The organism is Mesorhizobium sp. M0590 (assembly GCF_040320905.1).
Classification (GTDB): Bacteria; Pseudomonadota; Alphaproteobacteria; order Rhizobiales; family Rhizobiaceae; genus Mesorhizobium.
Genome location: NZ_JAMYQN010000006.1, coordinates 174703 through 191453 on the forward strand (window position 1 = coordinate 174703; position 16751 = coordinate 191453).

Below are 16751 nucleotides of genomic sequence, written 5' to 3' on the forward strand. Positions count from 1 at the left end.
GACCCCTTCCTTGTTGAACTCTTCACGGGCCAGTCAATCGACTTCGTCGGTGGAAAGCGACTTCACCAGCTCGATGATCTTGCGGCGCACTTTCACGTCGGCGATCTTGACGAAGGCGCGATTCAGCTGGAGGCCTTCCGGGCTGCCGCAGAATTCGACGGCGGAGGTCATCGAAGCATCCTCGGCAAATCCACGGTTGCCCACGGGCTCCTGACCGGGCGCATCCTCGAAAAAGAAGGCGACGGGGACGCCGAGTATGGAGGCGATTGCCTGCAAACGGCTGGCGCCGACGCGATTGGTGCCCTTTTCGTACTTTTGGATCTGCTGGAACGTTATGCCGAGGTTTTCACCCAGTTTTTCCTGGCTCATTCCCAGCATATTGCGGCGAAGCCGGATGCGGCTTCCGACGTGGATGTCGATCGGATTCGGCTTTTTCTTGTTTTCTTCTGTCATTTTTTCCTCGCCGAATTTTTCCGGCTTTTTCTATTTTGCTGCCCAAACGACGCCGCGGCCCGTGCCCCAACAGAACGACCTTATCGACTTCGAAAATTTTCAGGCGCTTACAGTATGAGTTTCTAATGTGTCGGCTGTCAATTCGCCCGTAGCCTTTGCCTTACGTTCAAAATGCATGCCGTAACGGCAAGCAAAAACATGATCAGCATTCCGTTAATGCGTCGTTGGCCGGAGGAAACGACGGCTTGGTTGGAGATCGGCACACGCACATCGATCGCGCCGCGTGCATCGATTGCCAGCGCGTCGACGATGCGACCGCGCGGGTCGACAACGGCCGAAATGCCGTTATTAGCCGCGCGCAACAGGGGCACCCCATTCTCCACCGCCCGGATCTGCGCCTGCCTGAAGTGCTGGTACGGCCCCGGCGTGTCGCCGAACCAGGCGTCATTGGTGACGTTCACAATAAGCTCGGCTGACGTTGCGTCAACTGCGACCAGATCGGGAAAGATGACCTCATAGCAAATAAACGGCAGCGCCCGGATACCGCCGGGCAGCGCGATCGGATGCCGCTCATTGCCCGCCGCGAAGGTCATTGGACCGGCAACAAGCTGCTCAAGCCCGAAGCGGCCGAGCAGATCGGCGAAAGGCAGGTATTCGCCGAAGGGTACCAGGTGGACCTTGTCGACGGCATCGACGATTTCGCCCCTTTCGTCGATCGCCACCACAGAGTTGTAGTAACGGCTGCCGGCCGCCGAGCCGCCTTCCTCGCGAACGACGCCGGCGACCAGCATCTGGCCATCGCCAAGCATCTCTCCGATCGCAGGCAGGGCATCCGGACGTTCGGTGAACAGAAACGGCACGGACGTCTCCGGCCACAGGATCAATTGCGGCCTGTCATGGCCGGGTTCCGGCGCCTTGGCCGAAAGCCCCATCATGGTGGCGAAGATACGGTCACGCACCGAGGTATCCCATTTTTCCGTAAGGTCGACGGCAGGCTGCACGATACGGACGTCAAGGCTGCGGGCGGCCGGCTTTTCGGGGGCGGCGAGCCGGATATAGCCGAAGCCGGCATGGGCGGCGACGAGAACGACAAGCAATGCCGCGCCGAGGCGGAGATGCCGGCGGGCCGCAAGCAGCGCCGGCAGCGCAAAGACGAAGACCGCAAGCGCGTCCATGCCGACCATGCCGGTCACCGATACGCTCTGCATCAGCAAAGGCACCGGCATCGCCGCATAGCCGACGGCATTCCACGGAAAGCCGGTGAACAGGAAGCCGCGCAGCCATTCCGCCAGCGCAAAGCCGAAGGCGAGCGCGGCGATGCGCCCGATGTCGTTGCTCCACAACAGCCGGGCAACCACGGCAGCGAAACCGTAAAAGAGGGCCAGCGCGAGGGGGATGCCGACCACAGCGAACGGCAAGGCCCAGGCGAAGCTGTCGGCCTCGACCAGAAGCGCCGAGCCGACCCACCAGAGACCGGCAAGAAAGTAGCCGAAACCGAACCACCAGCCGATGGCGAAAGCCGGCAGCAAGCGCCGCAGAAAACCGTCCGAGGCTTCGCCGGTCGCGCCGTCGAGTAGCCACACCAGCAGGGGAAACGAAACGAAACAGACGGCGAAGAAATCGTACGGCGCCTGGGCAAGAACCGCCAGCGCGCCGGCAAAAAACGCAACCAGCGCGCGCCGCCAGCCCCAAAGCAGAATTATCCGGCCGGCCTGGCGCTCCATCTATGCTTCCGAGTCGTGCGAATCAGGAAGCAAGATTTATCAGGCCGCGGCCTTGGCTCCAAACCGGATAAGAGCGAACAAGTCCGCTCATAGCTATCGATGCCAGCCTTCGATCTTCAGTCCGCCCAGCCGCTCAGCCTCTTCGCGTGGGACGGAGCGGACAGTCTGGGAAAAGGTCCAGATATGGCCTTCAGGATCGCGCGCCCTGTACTGCCGTTCACCGTAGAGCTGGTCGGCAGGCCCCTCGACGATCTCGGCTCCCGCCGCCCTTGCACGATCGCAGTGGGCATCTATCCCGTCCTTGAGACGTACATAGACCGACTGCGTGTTCTTGCCTGCAATTGAAGCCGGGCTGGCTATATGGTCGGCCCATTCGGAATCGACGATGATATAGCCGTCGCCGAACCGCATCTCGGAATGGACGAGCCTGCCATTGGCATCGCTGACCACCATGCTCGGCTCGAAGCCGAAAGCCTTTTCAAGCCATGTCAATGCGGCCCGCGGATTCTGGTAGAAGACACCCGAGCCCAAGGTTGAGTGCTTGAACGGGTCCTCAACCGGCATCGGGCAAGCCGCGTCCTTCAAGCCTGCTCGGTGCGGACGGCGCGGCGGCGGCGCTCGCCCTTCAGGGTCTCGACGATGCGCACGCGCTTGACGCGGCGTGGGTCGGCGTCGAGCACATGAAACTCGAAGCCGGGTATGGCCTGCACCACTTCGCCGCGCGCCGGCACCCGGCCAAGCGTGTTGAAGATCATGCCGCCGATCGTGTCGACATATTCGCCGTGCTCGCCGGCGGCGAAATCCTCGCCGATCATCTTGGCGACGTCGTCGATCTCGGCCTTGCCGTCGACGATGAAGACGCCTTCGCCGGCCTGGGTAATCATCGGCTCGTCCTCGTCATGCTCGTCCTCGATGTCGCCGACCACCATCTCGACGATGTCCTCGAGCGAGACGAGACCGTCAGTACCGCCATATTCGTCGATGACCAAAGCCATCTGGGTCCGCGTCGTCTGCATCCGCCCCATCAGGTCGGAGGCGAGCATCGACGGCGGCACGAACAGCACCGGTCGGATCAGGTTGAGATCGCCGATGGTGCGCGCCAGATCGACCTGAGCGAGATCGAGAACCGTCGCGACCGGAGTTTTCCTTGTCGTCCTGCCCTTTCTGACGCGGGCGACCTTGGTGATGTGCGCCAGCACGTCGCGGATATGAACCATGCCGCGCGGATCGTCGAGCGTCTCCGAATAGACCGGCATGCGGGAATGGCCGGACTGCTCGAACAGCCCCAGAAGATCACCCAGCTTCGTGGTGATCTCGACCGCCTCGATGTCGGCGCGCGGCACCATGACGTCCTCGACGCGCACTTCGCGCAGGCGCAGGATGTTGTTGAGCATGGCGCGTTCGCCAGGCGAGAAGGATTCTGCATCGCTCGCCGTTTCGGCAAGCGCACCGGCAATCTCCTCGCGCAGGCTGGTGCCGTTGCGGTGCCTGAAAAGCCCGAGCACGCGATCAAACAGGGAAGGACCGGCAGGCGATGCCTCGCTGGCGAAGCTGCCGGTCGAGGTACTCGGACTCGAGCCCTCTTCCGTCGTTTCGGAAGGCTTGATCACACTGCCGGCGTCGGAGCGGGCGGCAGTCTCTGGTTTGTCGTTCATCATCGTCCGGTCAATTGGTCTTTTGTAATTACGTGTAGGGATCGGGAATGGCAAGCCTCGCAAGTGCTGCGCGCTCTGTCGCTTCCATCAGTTCCGCTTCGGCATCGGTTTCGTGATCATAGCCCAGCAAATGCAGCAGGCCATGGATGACGAGATGGGAGATATGGTCCTCGATGGGCTTGTCTTCCAGTGCCGCCTCGCGCGCGACAGTCTCGGCGGCCAGCACGATGTCGCCGAGCATCGGCGGCAGAGGCCCGCCCCTGGCAAACGGAAAAGCCGGAAAAGACAGGACGTTGGTCGGCTTGTCCTTGCCGCGCCAGCCGGCATTGAGCGTACGGATATGGGCATCGTCGGAAAAGACGATGCTGAGCTCGGAACGGCCGTCGGCACCGGTTTCGGCAAAGCCGGCCGAGACGGCGTGGTCGACCAGCCGCGTCAGCGTCGTCTCGTCGGGCCAGTCGCCCGCCTCGATCGCGATGTCGATCTCGACGGGAAGCGGCCCCCCCGCCTTTTGCTCCTCAGCCATGCGGCCGCATAATCATATCAGCTTTCGACACCCAGGCCCCTGGCCAGCTTGCCGTCGCGGTCATAGGCCTTGACGATCTCGGCGACCAGCGGATGCCTGACGACGTCGCCTTCGTTGAAGCGGACCGTCACCATGCCGGTGACGCCGTCGAGGATTCTCAGCGCCTCGACCAGGCCGGACTTGGTGTTTGGCGGCAGATCGATCTGGGTCGGATCACCGGTGACGATCATGCGCGAGTTCTCGCCGAGGCGGGTCAGGAACATCTTCATCTGCATCGGCGTAGTGTTCTGCGCCTCGTCGAGTATGACGGCAGCGTGCGCCAGCGTACGGCCGCGCATGAACGCCAGCGGCGCGATCTCGATGACCTCGGCGGCAATCGCCCGCTCGACCTTGTCGGCCGGCATCATGTCGTAGAGCGCGTCATAGAGCGGCCGCAGATAGGGATCGACCTTCTCCTTCATGTCACCCGGCAGAAAGCCAAGCCGTTCGCCCGCCTCGACCGCGGGGCGCGACAGCACGATGCGTTCGACCATGCCGCGTTCGAGCAGCATTGCCGCATGCGCCACCGCCAGATAGGTCTTTCCGGTGCCGGCCGGGCCGATGCCGAAGACGAGTTCCGACCGCTCCAGCGCGCGCATGTAGGCGTCCTGGTTGAGCGAGCGGGCATAGATGGTCTTCTTGCGCGTCGATATCTGGGCGGCGGACACCTTGCCCTTGCGCTCCAGCGTCGGCAGCGTCAGCTGGTCGTCGCTGGCGATCGCCATGCGCACGGCGCCGTCGACATCGGACTGGCCGATGTCGGTGCCTTTCTGCAGAATGCCGTAAAGATTGTCCAAGGCGCGGCGTGCCTGCTCGGCGGCCGAGGAAGAGCCCTTGATGGTCAATTGATTGCCGCGCGAGCGGATATCGACGCCGAGCTTCTGCTCGAGTCGGGCCAGATTCTCGTCGAACTGGCCGTAAAGGGCGCTGGCAAGCTTGTTGTTGTCGAAAGTCAGTACGATGTGCGCGATATCCGAGGCCCCCGAGGGTAGGTTCTGGGGCAGGTTCTTCACTTCAGCAGCGCTCAACCGTCTCTCCTCATCTGCCGAGACCTTCAGGCCAATTCGGCGAACAGGCTGTTGTAGCCCGTCTTCGTGATTCGTACCTGGATAATGTCACCGATTTCGCCGGCCTTTTCATCAACAATAACCGGCTGCAGCCAGGGCGAGCGGCCAACCTTCTGGCCGGCCTGGCGGCCCGGCTTTTCGATCAGCGTGTCGATGGTCCTGCCGACCAGGCTGGTGCCGAAATCCTGCTGCTGTTTCAGCAGCAGCGCCTGCAGCCGCTGCAGGCGCTCGTCCTTGACGGCCTCCGGCACGTGATCGCCCATCTCGGCGCCCGGCGTGCCGGGGCGCGGAGAATATTTGAACGAGAAGGCCGAGGCATAGTTGACGTCTTCGACCAACTGCATCGTCGCCTCGAAATCGGCTTCCGTCTCGCCGGGAAAGCCGACGATAAAGTCGCCCGACAGTGCGATGTCGTTCCGCGCGGCACGGATGCGGTCGATCAACGTCAAATAGTCCTTGGCCATATGCCTGCGGTTCATCGCCTTGAGTATGCGGTCGGAGCCGGACTGCACCGGTAAATGTAGATAGGGCATCAGCGTCGGCAAATCACGATGGGCGGCGATCAATTCATCCTCCATGTCGCGCGGATGACTGGTCGTGTAGCGCAGCCGCGCCAGGCCTGGAATCTCTGCCAGCCTGAACAGCAGCCGGCCAAGGCCCCATTCCTCGCCGTCTTCACCTCTTCCGTGCCAGGCGTTGACGTTCTGGCCGAGCAGCGTCACCTCGCGCACGCCGGCATCTGCCAGGCGCTCGGCCTCGGCGACGATCTGTGCCACCGGCCGCGAGACTTCCGAGCCGCGCGTATAGGGCACGACACAGAAGGTGCAGAACTTGTCGCAGCCTTCCTGAACGGTCAAGAACGCCGTCACGCCGCGCCTGATCAGTTCGGCGCGCTTCGGCTGCGGCAGATACTCGAACTTGTACTCGACGGCATAGTCGGTCTCGACGATCTTTTCGCCGCCACGCGCCCTCGCCAGCACACCGGGCAGCCGGTGGTAGGTCTGCGGGCCGATGACCAGGTCGACGGCCGGCGAGCGGCGGATGATCTCGGCACCCTCGGCCTGCGCCACGCAGCCGGCGACGCCGACCAGCATTTCGCGCCCGGCCTTTGCACGCTCGGCCTTCAACTCACGGATGCGCCCAAGTTCGGAATAGACTTTTTCCGCCGCTTTCTCGCGGATGTGGCAGGTGTTGAGCAGCACCAGATCGGCCTCGCCGATAGCGTCTGTCGCGGCATAGCCGTCGGCCGCCAGCGCATCGGTCATGCGCTGCGAATCGTAAACGTTCATCTGGCAGCCATAGGTCTTGACGAAGACCTTTCTGGTCGCGGCAGGCGGAACGACCAGGTTTTCGGCGGCAGCGCCGATGTCGTCGCGTTCTATCGTGTTCAATTCCATTTCGCGGCTTCTAACGCCTTTCCCTGACAAAAAACAGACGAATCTGGCCGGAACCTGCGCAGCCTACCGGCTCGGACGCGGTTCGGCGAGCGCCGCTTGTACCATCTCGCGCACCTGGCGTTCCATCTGCTTTGCCGTCTCCTTGCGGCTGGAGCCCTTGGAGAAAGCAATCGCCTCGCCAAAATGCACCTCGACGTCGAGGGCGCCCTCGGCCATCAGCACCTTGAGGTGCGGCATCAGCTCTTCATCGCCGATCCAGGCGGCAACCGGCCGATGCCGGCGGCCGAGCGGCACGCCATGCAGGCGCGTATAGACGATCGCCACCGGCTGGACGAAGACCTGTTCGGCCGCCCCTTCCGCAATCGCCATTGTAGCGGCGCCGAACAGCGTGCTCTTGAACGGCAGGATCATGTTGCCGTCGCCGGTCGAGCCTTCGGCAAACAGCACCATGGCGTCGCCCTTGGCCATGCGGCCGGCGATCTCGCTCGCCTGGTCGCCCGACGAACGCTTACGCTCACGTTCGATGAATACCGTGCGCTGCAGCTTCGACAGCATGCCGATCAACGGCCAGCCGGCCATATCGGCCCTGGCGATGAACGTCACGTCGACCATCGACCCCAGCACCATGATGTCGGTCCAGGAGATGTGGTTGGCAGCAATCAGCAATGGGCGCTGGCCGGACAGCGCTCCCTTGACATGGATGCGCAGCCCCAGCGTCCTGACAATCATCCTGTGCCAGATTTTCAGGATGAAGGTCTCGCGCCAGAGCCCGGTCCGCATCGACAAGATCTGCAGCGGCACAAGCACCAGCGAGCCGACGACAACCAGCCCCAGCGCCAGGAAAATCCTGATTTTTCCGATCATCCGCACCACCCCGGCGTTTGGCTAACGAAGATCGCGGCGCATGACAAGCGCGCCGGTCGAGCCGTGCTCCGGCGACTTGTAATAGTTGGCACGCTTGCCGACCTCGCGGAAGCCGAACCGCCGGTAGAGCGCGATCGCGGCGACATTGGTCTCGTCGACCTCGAGGAAAAGCGCCTCGGCGCGCTGTGCGTGCAGTTCACGCAGCACCGCATCCATCAATTGCCAGCCGAGCCCCCGGCGCCGATGCGAGCGTGCCACCGCGACCGTCAGGATCTCCCCCTCGCCGGCCGCCAGCCGCGCCAGCACGAAGCCGACCGGCGGCTTGGCACCCTGTCCGGTCTCGCGCGCGGCATAGCCGAACACCGTGTCCTGCTCGAGCAGGGCGGCGAATTCGTCGTCGGTCCACGGCCGCGCGAAATCCTCGCGATGCAGCACCGACATGGCCGCGCTATCGGCAACCGTCAACGGCTCGAGCGCATAGTCCCTGCGGCGCGACTGGAGGAAGGGAATGCGCATCAGGACTTGTTTCCGTTTGGACCATGATCTTTTCCCAAAACCGGTTTCCACTTTTTGGGATCATGGTCTTGCCTCGATAGAATAAAGCCGGCCTGCGGCTTTGCGTCGGCGCCGCGCAGATAGAGCGGTTTCGGTTTTTCGCTCTCGCCGTGTTTACCGGCACCTTGGGCCGCGGCCAGCCGGGCATAGACGGCGATGTCGGCGGTGGCCGCCGTCCCGCCGAGATCGAAGCTGCGCCCGGCCGCCGCGGCAATCTGGGTTGCCGCCGTGCCGGCGAGAACCGCAGATCTGTCGACCGCCATGGCTGCGGCTTGCGAGAGTGTGGTCACAGCCGGACCATAGATCAGCACCGACCTCTCATCGTAAAGTGCCGCATGGATCTCCTCGCGACCTGCATCGAGCGCGGCGAGCACGGCGCGACCGGGAAATGCCGCTCTCGCTTGCGCCGCCAGGGCCTCCAGAGTCGTCACGCCGATCGCCGGGATTTTCAGCGCCAGCGCAAGGCCGCGCGCCGCCGAGACGCCGACGCGCAGACCGGTGAAGGAGCCCGGACCCGTCGAAACGGCAATGGCGCCGAGGCCGGAATAGTCGGTTCTGCTGGTCCCCAACGCCTTTTCGATGACACCCATCAGATGCTCGGCATGACCCTTACCGAGATCGAGCACCGAACGGCCGAGTTCTTTCCCGGCCGCCGCGTCGTAGACGCAGGCGGCGCAGAGATTGGCGGCACAGTCGACGGCAAGCAATTTCATGAAGCGGCCGGTTGAGACAGTTTCGAAAACAGCTTCCCTCTGCCCGCCAGGGCTCATCCCCGCAAGGGAATAATGGATAAATCATCAGGCGACTTGGCTTCGGCGCGGGTCCAAGAATGTAAGTTCCACCGCACGCAATCGCCACAATAGGTATCGGGACTAGCCGACCTGCTCGATACGCAGCACGTGATTATCCCAGACATAGTCCGGCTCGGAACGAGTCGCGCCACCGGCTTCGATGATTTCGCCGGCACCCGTCGTCGCGATGAAGCCTTTCCCATCGGGCGCAACGCCACAGACCTCGACCAGAGCCTTGGTAGCGACGACGCGGCCGCTGGCCGTGTCGATCACGGCAAGCGAATTGCCCTCAGGCGAAGACACGGCGATGGTGCCGGCGGCAGGATTGGCGGCGACCGAGCCGATATAGTTCCTGAAGCCGGAGAGCACATCCTGCGACATATCGAGCAATTGCAAGTCCTTGCCGCGCGGCGCGCGGCCAACCAGCGGGGCACGGTCGGTACCCGGCCCCCTGTACTGGCAGCCGAACCAGACGGTGCCGGACCGGTCGGCATCCATATGGCGGATCGACAATTGGTGCAGCGCCGGCGGCAATTCGTGCTTTTCGGTGAGATCGCCGGTAAGGCGGTCGACCAGAACATAGGAAGGCTTCATCGTTGCGATGTTGAGCTCGGCGCGGCCATAATCCGGATGCGTCTCGATGCCGCCATTGGCCACAGCGATCGTCCTGCCGTCGGAAAGCAGCAAAAGCTCGTGCGGGCCTGTGCCGTAGGTCGGAAACTCGCCGATGCGCTTGAATTTCGCATGCGCGTCATAGACGCCGACGACGCCGGCGGCATTGTCGAAATCGTTCTCGGTTGCGTAGAGCAGCGTGCCATCGGCCGAGAACACGCCATGGCCGAAGAAATGCCGGCCGGCAACGCTGGCAATGGTGCGCGGTTCACCGCGGCCGGTATGGTCGAAGACGACAGCAAAGGTGCCCGGCTGCCTGGCAAACACCACCGAACGCTTGGACACCGGGTCGAAGGTAACATCGTGGCCCCGATCGGGCAGATCGATCGTGTGCAACAACTTGCCGGCCTTGGACAGGACGGCCGCGCCATAGCTGCCGTCGCGCTTGACGAAAGCGGTGGCGAAGACCGCGTCGGCGTCGAGTGTCTTTGCCCAGGCCGACGGCGCCATCGCCGCTACGAAACCAGCGCCTGCGGCCCTCAGGAAATCGCGCCGATCGATCAGCGGCGTCCTCATGATCAGTCGCCATCCAATGACGAGAACCCGGCGGTCAGGCCGAATTCGGCGGTCAGCCTGGTGCCGATCAGGGTCGTCAGGCTGGATGTCACCAGCGAGAAATAGTCGAGCTTCTGGCGCAGCGCCGGATCGGCAAGTGCCTTGTCGATCGGTCCCCTGATCGCCTTGGCCGCCTCGATCCCGTTGGTGAGCTGGATGTGGACCGATTCTGCCATCCAGCGCGCATCGGGCGGCAGCGCGTCGCCAAGCTGCGAGGCCTGGAACAGCGTGTCCATGCCCGCCAGATTCCCGGTCAGCGAGCGGGCGGTGTTTTGCGAGCGCCAATAGATCGCCTGTTTCGGTTTGTCGGCCTCCGGCTTGGCGCCCAGGAAGCCTTTCAGGCGTACGTGGCGGACCATTTCCAGTTCGTTGATGAAGACGCCGACCAGTTCGGTCACCGCTTCTGTTCCGTCGTGGTAGAGCGCGTTCTGCGGACCCGGATTGGCCCAGAGCGCGGCAAAGCCGTTGGGCTCGTTCCAGGCATCGCCAACTTCGCCGGCAATCGTCTCGACATTGCCGGCAATGGCCGCACCGTAGGCGCAGCGATAGGCGTCGTCCCTGCCGACCAATTGACTGGCTCCGTCGCCGTAGAGGACGAATTCCAGTGCGCCGAGCCCTTGCATGGCGACGCTCTTTGTAGCCAGCTGGGCCGGATCGGCGGCTGTCGGATCCTTGCCGGCAAGTGCCGCCTGCACCTGCTTCAGGCCGATGCTCTTGCGGTCCGGCCAAAACAGCATGCGCTCAAGCCGGTTGTTTTCCGCGATCGGCCCGAAACGGATGATTTCCACCACCGACCAGGCATCCACGACACCCGAGAATTCGGCGCGTGCCGCATCGAGATTGTCTCGCGAGGGCGCTTGGCAAAGCGCGTGCATGGTCTTGGCCAAGCTGTCCGCATGGTCATGCAGTCTGGCATAGGCCGGGCGGACGAAGCCGTCGATCGCCCGCTGGATCACATCCGATGCCTTCACCGCCGCGGATGCCGGCAGCGCACCGCCGAGGACCAGCATCAGAGCGAATGCAAGACGCTTCCGCATCAGAGCGACTCCAGAAACTTGATCAGCGCGGCGCGGTCGGCCGCATCGGCAGCGGCAAAGCGGTCACGCGCCTTCTGGCCCTCGCCGCCATGCCACAGAATCGCCTCGGCCAGGCTTCGTGCGCGCCCGTCATGCAGGAAGAAGGTGTTGCCGCTGACGGTCTGGGTGAGCCCGATGCCCCACAGTGGCGGCGTGCGCCATTCGCTTCCCGTGGCCTCGCCCACCGCCTGTCCGTCGGCAAGACCGGGTCCCATGTCATGCAGCAGGAAATCGGAATAAGGCCAGATCAGCTGGAAGGCCTGCGCCTTGTTCGGGGTGCCGCGACGGGTGACGAATTTCGGCGTATGGCAGGAGATGCAGCCTATATCGTAGAACAGTTTTTTGCCGGCGAGCACGTCCGGTCTGTCGAGATCGCGCCGGGCCGGCACGGCAAGGTTTTGCGAATAGAAGGTCACGAGGTCCATGACCGGCGGCGGCGCTTCGACCGGACCGAGGCGCTCCTGTACACCGTTAGGTAGGGCAAGGCAGGTCTTTTCCGCGGCGCTGCAATCGCCCCAGTGCTTCGGCACCTCAGGCGTCGAAATGCCGATATCGCCGGCAAAAGCGTCCGCCGATTGCTGGCGGATCGATGCCGCCTGCGCCTTCCAGCCGAAACGGCCGAGCGTCAGTTCACCGCTGCTGGCGTCGCGTATTATGTTTGGCCTGCCGGAAATCCCGTCACCATCGCGGTCGGCCGCATCGGCACGCGTAAGGATGTCGGCAGGAGCGATCTGCTCGACCAGGCCAAGGCCGATCATCGGCGGCGTCATGCGCGGCGACAGCGTGGTGTGTGGATCGAGCGCCCCGTAGGCGAGACCGTCGACCGAATAGCTCGGCTTGCGCAGCGACACGACGCTGCCGTCCGCCAGTTTTACTTTTTGCTCCTGATAATCGACATGCATCCTGCCTTCGCCCTGCAGGCCGGGAACGGCTAGCTCCTGAAGTTGTGTGCCATAGACCGGGTCGGGAAAGTTGAGCACCTTGTGATCGGCGAGCGCGGCTTTCTCCTCCTCGGTACTGGCTTCCCTTGCCAGGCGCAGGAACATCGAGGTGGTGCCGCTGTCGCCTTGGGGCGGATGGCCGCGGCCGTCCTTCAGATGACAGTTCTGGCAGGCGCGCTCGTTGAACAACGGGCCGAGCCCATCCGAGGCTTGTGTCGAGGATGGCGAGGACACCCAGTTCTTGCGGAAAATGGCGTTGCCGAGCTTGAAGGTACCCTCTTCCTCGAAGCTGATGTTGGCAGAGGATTGCGAGAAGGCGTCCTTGTTGACGTCCTTCTTCGAGGTGCCGGCGCCGCCCTGCATCAGCTCGAATTGCTCGGGCTTGGAGAAATCGCTGGTCGGCCTGGTGATGGCGATGACGCGCGCCAGATCCTTCGGCGTCAGATCCGTGCGGCTGGTGGCAAGCCCCGCCGGTTGCGGCGCCCCGGCCAGCGCCGAGGCTGTGAGCGTCGCCACCACGGCAAGAAAGGCGCCGCGAAGGATACCGTATCGCGGCTTCTTCTGAGGCGGCAGGCCACAATGCTCGGCCGGCCGCAAGCGGCGCATGAAATCTAGGGGGCGCCGCATTCCGGCATGTCCTTATTCCGCCTCGTCGGCCGACGCTGCGTTGAGTTGGCCGTACTTTTCTTCGCCGATCGAGGCGAGCAGGTCGAGTTGCGTCTCGAGGAAGTCGATGTGACCTTCCTCGTCAGCCAGCAATTCCTCGAACAGCTTCATCGTCACGTAGTCGCCTGCTTCGTTACAAACCTCGCGCGAACGCTTGTAGGCGGTGCGCGCGTCATATTCGCCGGCAAGATCGGATTCGAGCACTTCCTTGACATTCTGCCCGATGCGCAGCGGCGCCACGGACTGCAGGTTCGGATGGCCCTCGAGGAAGATGATGCGCGCCACGAGCCGGTCGGCATGGTGCATTTCCTCGATCGATTCAGCGCGTTCCTTCTTCGCTAGCTTGGCGTATCCCCAGTCTTCCAGCAGCCGGAAATGCACCCAGTATTGATTGACCGCCCCAAGTTCCAGAAACAGAGCCTCGTTAAGCCGCTCTATGATCTGCTGTTCGCCTTTCATGGGTTCTGCTCCCGTATTGGACGCGTAGGCCTCTGACGCGATCCAGGTGTGAAACGATGTCCACGCCACTCGCCGCCGAGCGGGCATGGTAATTTTCGGTGACCCGAATGATCGTTTCGACCACATTTGGGAAGCAGCCGCAACAGCGACCGCGCTTGTGCATGGCGTGATAGACCTTGGCCGGCACGATCAGCTGCCAGGGGTCCTCATCCAGCAGTCCGACGATCGTCTGCTCTATCTCCTTTTCGGTGATGATGTTGCAATGGCAGATCAGCATTTGTCGCTCTGGCTAACGGCGCTTCGTTGCGGCGTGTGGCTGGTGGTTTCGATAGTTTATTGGAACACCTTGTCCGGTGAATCGAGGCTGTCCGAACCCTCGAAGGCTATCGCATTGAGCTTCAGGGTGCCGACGGCGCGTTCGATCGACTTGGTCTGATCGACCAGCGCGTCGATCGCCGCCTGCACGGTGGCATTGCCTTCCGTGTTGCCTTCTCCGATCTGCTGGTCATAGGCCTCGCCGGCAAGCGCCCGCGCCTTGATGGCCTCCATCTTGGCGACGGTGACGTCCAGTTTGTCCGACAATTCCTTGTCAACCGCCGGGTCGGCCGCCTTGACCATGTCGGCCACCGACGGCCCCTCGACGACAGTGCCGTCGAGCCGCTTGTAGCTGCCGTGATAGGCGGCACGGATGCCGATCGCATCGTAAAGATGGGAGTTGTAGGTATTGTCGGAGAAGCAATCGTGCTCCTCTTCCGGGTCGTGCAACAAGAGGCCGAGCTTCATCCGCTCTCCGGCGAGCTCACCATAGGACAACGAGCCCATGCCGGTGAAGATGGTCGAAATGGCGGCGTTCAGCTCGCCATCGACAAGGTTCTTGCGGGCGGCGCCGCCTTCCTTCCAGTCGTCGACCATATCCTTTAGATCGGAAACCAGAAGGTCGCTCGCCGATTTCAGATACTGTCCGCGACGGTCGCAATTGCCGCCGGTGCAATTGGCGAGGTCGTAGTCGGTGTAGGGCCGTTCGCCGGCGCCCGGACCGGTGCCGTGCAGGTCCTGACCCCAAAGCAGGAATTCGATAGCGTGATAGCCGGTCGCCACATTGGCCTCGATACTGCCGGCCTCCTGCAGGGTGCCGGAGAGGAACTCCGGCGTCAGGTCGGTGGCGTCGACCTTCTTGCCGTTGATCTCGATCGACTTGTTGGCGATCACATTGGCGGTGTAGAGCACGTTGGCGTCCGACTCGGTGCCGTAGCTCTTGGCGACATAGTCGATCAAGCCTTCGTCGAGCGGCCAGGAGTTCACCTCGCCTTCCCAGTCGTCGACGATGGCATTACCGAAGCGATAGACCTCGGTCTGCTGATAGGGAACGCGCGATGCCTTCCAGGCCTCGCGGGCGGCGTTCAGCGTTTCGGCAGATGGCTTGGCGAGCAGCGCATCGACAGCCTTGTCGAGCGCCTCGGCCGTGATCAGCGAATCCTCGTATTTGGCGAGCGCAATGTCGGAATAGGTCTTGATGACCGCCTTGGCATCGGTTTGCGCCTTGGCCGGCAGCACGAACACGGCCGCCGTCAGCATCGCGGTGGCGCCGATCGCCGCAAGCCTGCCGCCATACCGCGCCGTGATCATCGTTCTCATGATTGTCTCTCCTCGGGAATCAATGAAATGCCGGCGCCGCGGCGGGCAGTTGCCAGCGGGCAAAGAAGGGTCGCGCCATCGCGCGGTTCGCGGAAGAAAGACACCGAAATGCCTCCAATCGAAAGGGTTCAAGGCCCAGACATCAAAGGGATGCGCTGACGCGCGAGCTTCCATAAAACGGCGAAGACGCCGGATGTCAACTGGTGGCATAGAAAAAATTCAATTGAAACAATAGTTTAGAATTATTCTAAACTAGAACTGTCAACTTTAACACCGACGTATGAGGAATGCCGGCGCATGACGCAGTTGACAGGCGGCCGTTCCGGGTGCGACCCGGATCGGCGCTCTTGCGGCGGCGCCGGACAATCGCCACCTGGCGAGACGTCCTAGATTTGGATGAGGAATCGGGCTGTTATGAAGAACGGGGTCGTCATTGTCGGTGCGGGTCATGCGGGCGTGCAAGCGGCCGCCAGCCTGCGCGAAGAAGGCTATGACGGCCCGGTGATCCTGGTCGGCGACGAAAACGAATTGCCCTACCACAAGCCGCCGCTGTCGAAGACCTTCATCAAGGATCAGCAAGCAAAGCCGCAGCCGTTGCGCGGCGAGGCTTTTTATACCGGCAGCGCCATCGACTTCCGGCCAGGCATCCGGGTCGAGCGGATCGACGTAGGCGGCCGCAGGCTGGAGATATCGGGCGGCGGCGTGCTGCCGTTCGGCCGGCTGATCCTCGCCACCGGCGCGCGGCCGCGCCTGCTGCCGCTGCCGGGTTCGGAGCTTTCTGGCGTTGTGTCGCTGCGCTCGCTCGGCGATGCCCGCCTGATCCGCGAATTGAGCGCGCAAAGCGAGGAGGTCGTCATCCTCGGCGGCGGCTTCATCGGCCTGGAGATTGCCGCGACGCTCACCGCGGCAGGCCGCAAGGTTACGGTGGTCGAGGCGGTCGACCGGCTGCTCGGCCGCGCCGTGGCACCGGTCATCGCCGGCCATGTGCGCCAGCGGCTGGAGGCCACCGGTGTGCGCATTCTTACCGGCACCACCATCGAACGGCTGGAGGGCGAGAACGGCCGTGTTTCGGCTGCAATCACCTCATCTGGCGAGAGATTGCCGGCGCAGGTGGTCGTCATCGGTATCGGCGTCGTGCCGAATGTCGAATTGGCCGAAGCCGCCGGCATTGCCATCGCCAACGGCATCCGCGTCGACCAGCAGATGCGCACGTCGGTGCCGGAAATCCTCGCCATCGGCGATGCCGCCTCCTACCGGCACTGGTTCACCGGCGGCGATGTGCGGCTGGAATCGGTACAGAACGCCACTGACCAGGCGCGGCTCGCCGCGCGCACCATCGTCGGCCACACCGACAATTACTCGGCGGTGCCGTGGTTCTGGTCCGATATCGGCGACATGAAGCTGCAGATGGTCGGCCTGATTTCGGGCGGCGACAGCCATGTCGTGCTGGGCGACGTGGCCGAGAACAAATTCTCGATCTACCACTATGCCGCAAGCCGGCTGCTCGGCATCGAATCGGTCAACCGGCCCGGCGACCACATGCTTGGCCGCAAGATGCTCGGCGCCGGCTTTTCGCCGTCGCCGCAGACTGTCGCGACCGGGCCCGACGGGCTGAAGGCAGCGCTCGCCGCCTTCCAGCAGGCAGAGCCGGCCCGCGCGGCAGGATAATCGTATCG

General features: G+C 63.3%; 17 protein-coding genes. 1 reads left to right on the forward strand and 16 read right to left on the reverse strand.

Annotated elements, in window-relative coordinates:
• Positions 1 to 33: 33 nt before the first annotated feature.
• From NKI52_RS12820 to NKI52_RS12895, 16 genes are all read right to left on the reverse strand, one after another.
• Positions 34 to 453: a helix-turn-helix domain-containing protein gene (locus tag NKI52_RS12820; RefSeq protein ID WP_023676895.1), complete on the reverse strand. Its 420-nt coding sequence runs from the start codon at positions 451 to 453 to the stop codon at positions 34 to 36.
• A gap of 137 nt (positions 454 to 590) precedes the next feature.
• Positions 591 to 2177: an apolipoprotein N-acyltransferase gene (lnt, locus tag NKI52_RS12825; protein WP_352570336.1), complete on the reverse strand. Its 1587-nt coding sequence runs from the start codon at positions 2175 to 2177 to the stop codon at positions 591 to 593.
• 93 nt (positions 2178 to 2270) lie between these two features.
• The gene (locus NKI52_RS12830; protein WP_352570334.1) at positions 2271 to 2741 is read right to left on the reverse strand and encodes a VOC family protein; all 471 of its coding nucleotides are present in this window, start codon (positions 2739 to 2741) and stop codon (positions 2271 to 2273) included.
• Positions 2742 to 2758: 17 nt separating this feature from the next.
• Positions 2759 to 3832 carry a hemolysin family protein gene (locus NKI52_RS12835; RefSeq protein ID WP_023676893.1) on the reverse strand — a complete coding sequence of 358 codons (1074 nt, stop codon included), beginning with the start codon at positions 3830 to 3832 and terminating at the stop codon, positions 2759 to 2761.
• 28 nt (positions 3833 to 3860) lie between these two features.
• Positions 3861 to 4358: an rRNA maturation RNase YbeY gene (ybeY, locus tag NKI52_RS12840; RefSeq protein WP_023676892.1), complete on the reverse strand. Its 498-nt coding sequence runs from the start codon at positions 4356 to 4358 to the stop codon at positions 3861 to 3863.
• A gap of 17 nt (positions 4359 to 4375) precedes the next feature.
• A complete protein-coding gene (locus NKI52_RS12845; RefSeq protein WP_023676891.1) occupies positions 4376 to 5425 on the reverse strand; it encodes a PhoH family protein in 1050 nt (349 codons plus the stop codon).
• A 26-nt stretch (positions 5426 to 5451) separates the two neighbouring features.
• Positions 5452 to 6861, reverse strand: a complete 1410-nt coding sequence (gene miaB / locus NKI52_RS12850; protein ID WP_352698156.1) for a tRNA (N6-isopentenyl adenosine(37)-C2)-methylthiotransferase MiaB — start codon at positions 6859 to 6861, stop codon at positions 5452 to 5454.
• 63 nt (positions 6862 to 6924) lie between these two features.
• Positions 6925 to 7725, reverse strand: coding sequence for a lyso-ornithine lipid O-acyltransferase (olsA, locus tag NKI52_RS12855; protein WP_352570330.1), 801 nt, complete (start codon positions 7723 to 7725; stop codon positions 6925 to 6927).
• Positions 7726 to 7746: 21 nt separating this feature from the next.
• Positions 7747 to 8241 (reverse strand): ribosomal protein S18-alanine N-acetyltransferase, encoded by a 495-nt coding sequence (rimI, locus tag NKI52_RS12860; protein ID WP_352698158.1) that lies wholly within the window; start codon positions 8239 to 8241, stop codon positions 7747 to 7749.
• Complete coding sequence (tsaB, locus tag NKI52_RS12865; RefSeq protein ID WP_352570328.1) at positions 8241 to 8993, reverse strand: tRNA (adenosine(37)-N6)-threonylcarbamoyltransferase complex dimerization subunit type 1 TsaB; 753 nt, start codon at positions 8991 to 8993, stop codon at positions 8241 to 8243. The genes rimI and tsaB overlap by 1 nt, the downstream gene beginning before the upstream one ends.
• A 159-nt stretch (positions 8994 to 9152) precedes the next feature.
• Entirely contained in the window at positions 9153 to 10259 is a 1107-nt protein-coding gene (locus tag NKI52_RS12870) for a DUF1513 domain-containing protein (RefSeq protein ID WP_352570326.1), read from the reverse strand.
• A 2-nt stretch (positions 10260 to 10261) separates the two neighbouring features.
• Positions 10262 to 11335, reverse strand: a complete 1074-nt coding sequence (locus NKI52_RS12875) for an imelysin family protein (RefSeq protein ID WP_352698160.1) — start codon at positions 11333 to 11335, stop codon at positions 10262 to 10264.
• Positions 11335 to 12942, reverse strand: coding sequence for a di-heme oxidoreductase family protein (locus tag NKI52_RS12880; RefSeq protein WP_352698162.1), 1608 nt, complete (start codon positions 12940 to 12942; stop codon positions 11335 to 11337). Before NKI52_RS12880 ends, NKI52_RS12875 begins: the two co-directional genes overlap by 1 nt.
• 12 nt (positions 12943 to 12954) lie before the next feature.
• Positions 12955 to 13440, reverse strand: a complete 486-nt coding sequence (gene bfr, locus NKI52_RS12885; protein WP_023676883.1) for a bacterioferritin — start codon at positions 13438 to 13440, stop codon at positions 12955 to 12957.
• Entirely contained in the window at positions 13406 to 13717 is a 312-nt protein-coding gene (locus NKI52_RS12890) for a (2Fe-2S)-binding protein (RefSeq protein WP_023676882.1), read from the reverse strand. Before NKI52_RS12890 ends, bfr begins: the two co-directional genes overlap by 35 nt.
• A 56-nt stretch (positions 13718 to 13773) precedes the next feature.
• The gene (locus NKI52_RS12895) at positions 13774 to 15066 is read right to left on the reverse strand and encodes an imelysin family protein (RefSeq protein ID WP_031211806.1); all 1293 of its coding nucleotides are present in this window, start codon (positions 15064 to 15066) and stop codon (positions 13774 to 13776) included.
• 423 nt (positions 15067 to 15489) lie between these two features.
• On the opposite strand from NKI52_RS12895, the gene NKI52_RS12900 reads away from it, so the two are divergent.
• Positions 15490 to 16743 carry an NAD(P)/FAD-dependent oxidoreductase gene (locus tag NKI52_RS12900; protein ID WP_352698164.1) on the forward strand — a complete coding sequence of 418 codons (1254 nt, stop codon included), beginning with the start codon at positions 15490 to 15492 and terminating at the stop codon, positions 16741 to 16743.
• Positions 16744 to 16751: the final 8 nt, after the last annotated feature.

What these genes read in the sequence shown, in the direction of transcription:
- NKI52_RS12890 (WP_023676882.1), bottom strand. Translation starts at nt 13,717, where the DNA reads ATGCTGATCTGCCATTGCAACATCATCACCGAAAAGGAGATAGAGCAG.
- NKI52_RS12870 (WP_352570326.1), bottom strand. Translation starts at nt 10,259, where the DNA reads ATGAGGACGCCGCTGATCGATCGGCGCGATTTCCTGAGGGCCGCAGGC.
- ybeY (WP_023676892.1), bottom strand. Translation starts at nt 4,358, where the DNA reads ATGGCTGAGGAGCAAAAGGCGGGGGGGCCGCTTCCCGTCGAGATCGAC.
- NKI52_RS12900 (WP_352698164.1), top strand. Translation starts at nt 15,490, where the DNA reads ATGAAGAACGGGGTCGTCATTGTCGGTGCGGGTCATGCGGGCGTGCAA.
- tsaB (WP_352570328.1), bottom strand. Translation starts at nt 8,993, where the DNA reads ATGAAATTGCTTGCCGTCGACTGTGCCGCCAATCTCTGCGCCGCCTGC.
- olsA (WP_352570330.1), bottom strand. Translation starts at nt 7,725, where the DNA reads ATGATCGGAAAAATCAGGATTTTCCTGGCGCTGGGGCTGGTTGTCGTC.
- NKI52_RS12820 (WP_023676895.1), bottom strand. Translation starts at nt 453, where the DNA reads ATGACAGAAGAAAACAAGAAAAAGCCGAATCCGATCGACATCCACGTC.
- NKI52_RS12835 (WP_023676893.1), bottom strand. Translation starts at nt 3,832, where the DNA reads ATGAACGACAAACCAGAGACTGCCGCCCGCTCCGACGCCGGCAGTGTG.
- NKI52_RS12895 (WP_031211806.1), bottom strand. Translation starts at nt 15,066, where the DNA reads ATGATCACGGCGCGGTATGGCGGCAGGCTTGCGGCGATCGGCGCCACC.
- lnt (WP_352570336.1), bottom strand. Translation starts at nt 2,177, where the DNA reads ATGGAGCGCCAGGCCGGCCGGATAATTCTGCTTTGGGGCTGGCGGCGC.
- bfr (WP_023676883.1), bottom strand. Translation starts at nt 13,440, where the DNA reads ATGAAAGGCGAACAGCAGATCATAGAGCGGCTTAACGAGGCTCTGTTT.
- NKI52_RS12875 (WP_352698160.1), bottom strand. Translation starts at nt 11,335, where the DNA reads ATGCGGAAGCGTCTTGCATTCGCTCTGATGCTGGTCCTCGGCGGTGCG.
- rimI (WP_352698158.1), bottom strand. Translation starts at nt 8,241, where the DNA reads ATGCGCATTCCCTTCCTCCAGTCGCGCCGCAGGGACTATGCGCTCGAG.
- NKI52_RS12880 (WP_352698162.1), bottom strand. Translation starts at nt 12,942, where the DNA reads ATGCGGCGCCCCCTAGATTTCATGCGCCGCTTGCGGCCGGCCGAGCAT.
- NKI52_RS12830 (WP_352570334.1), bottom strand. Translation starts at nt 2,741, where the DNA reads ATGCCGGTTGAGGACCCGTTCAAGCACTCAACCTTGGGCTCGGGTGTC.
- miaB (WP_352698156.1), bottom strand. Translation starts at nt 6,861, where the DNA reads ATGGAATTGAACACGATAGAACGCGACGACATCGGCGCTGCCGCCGAA.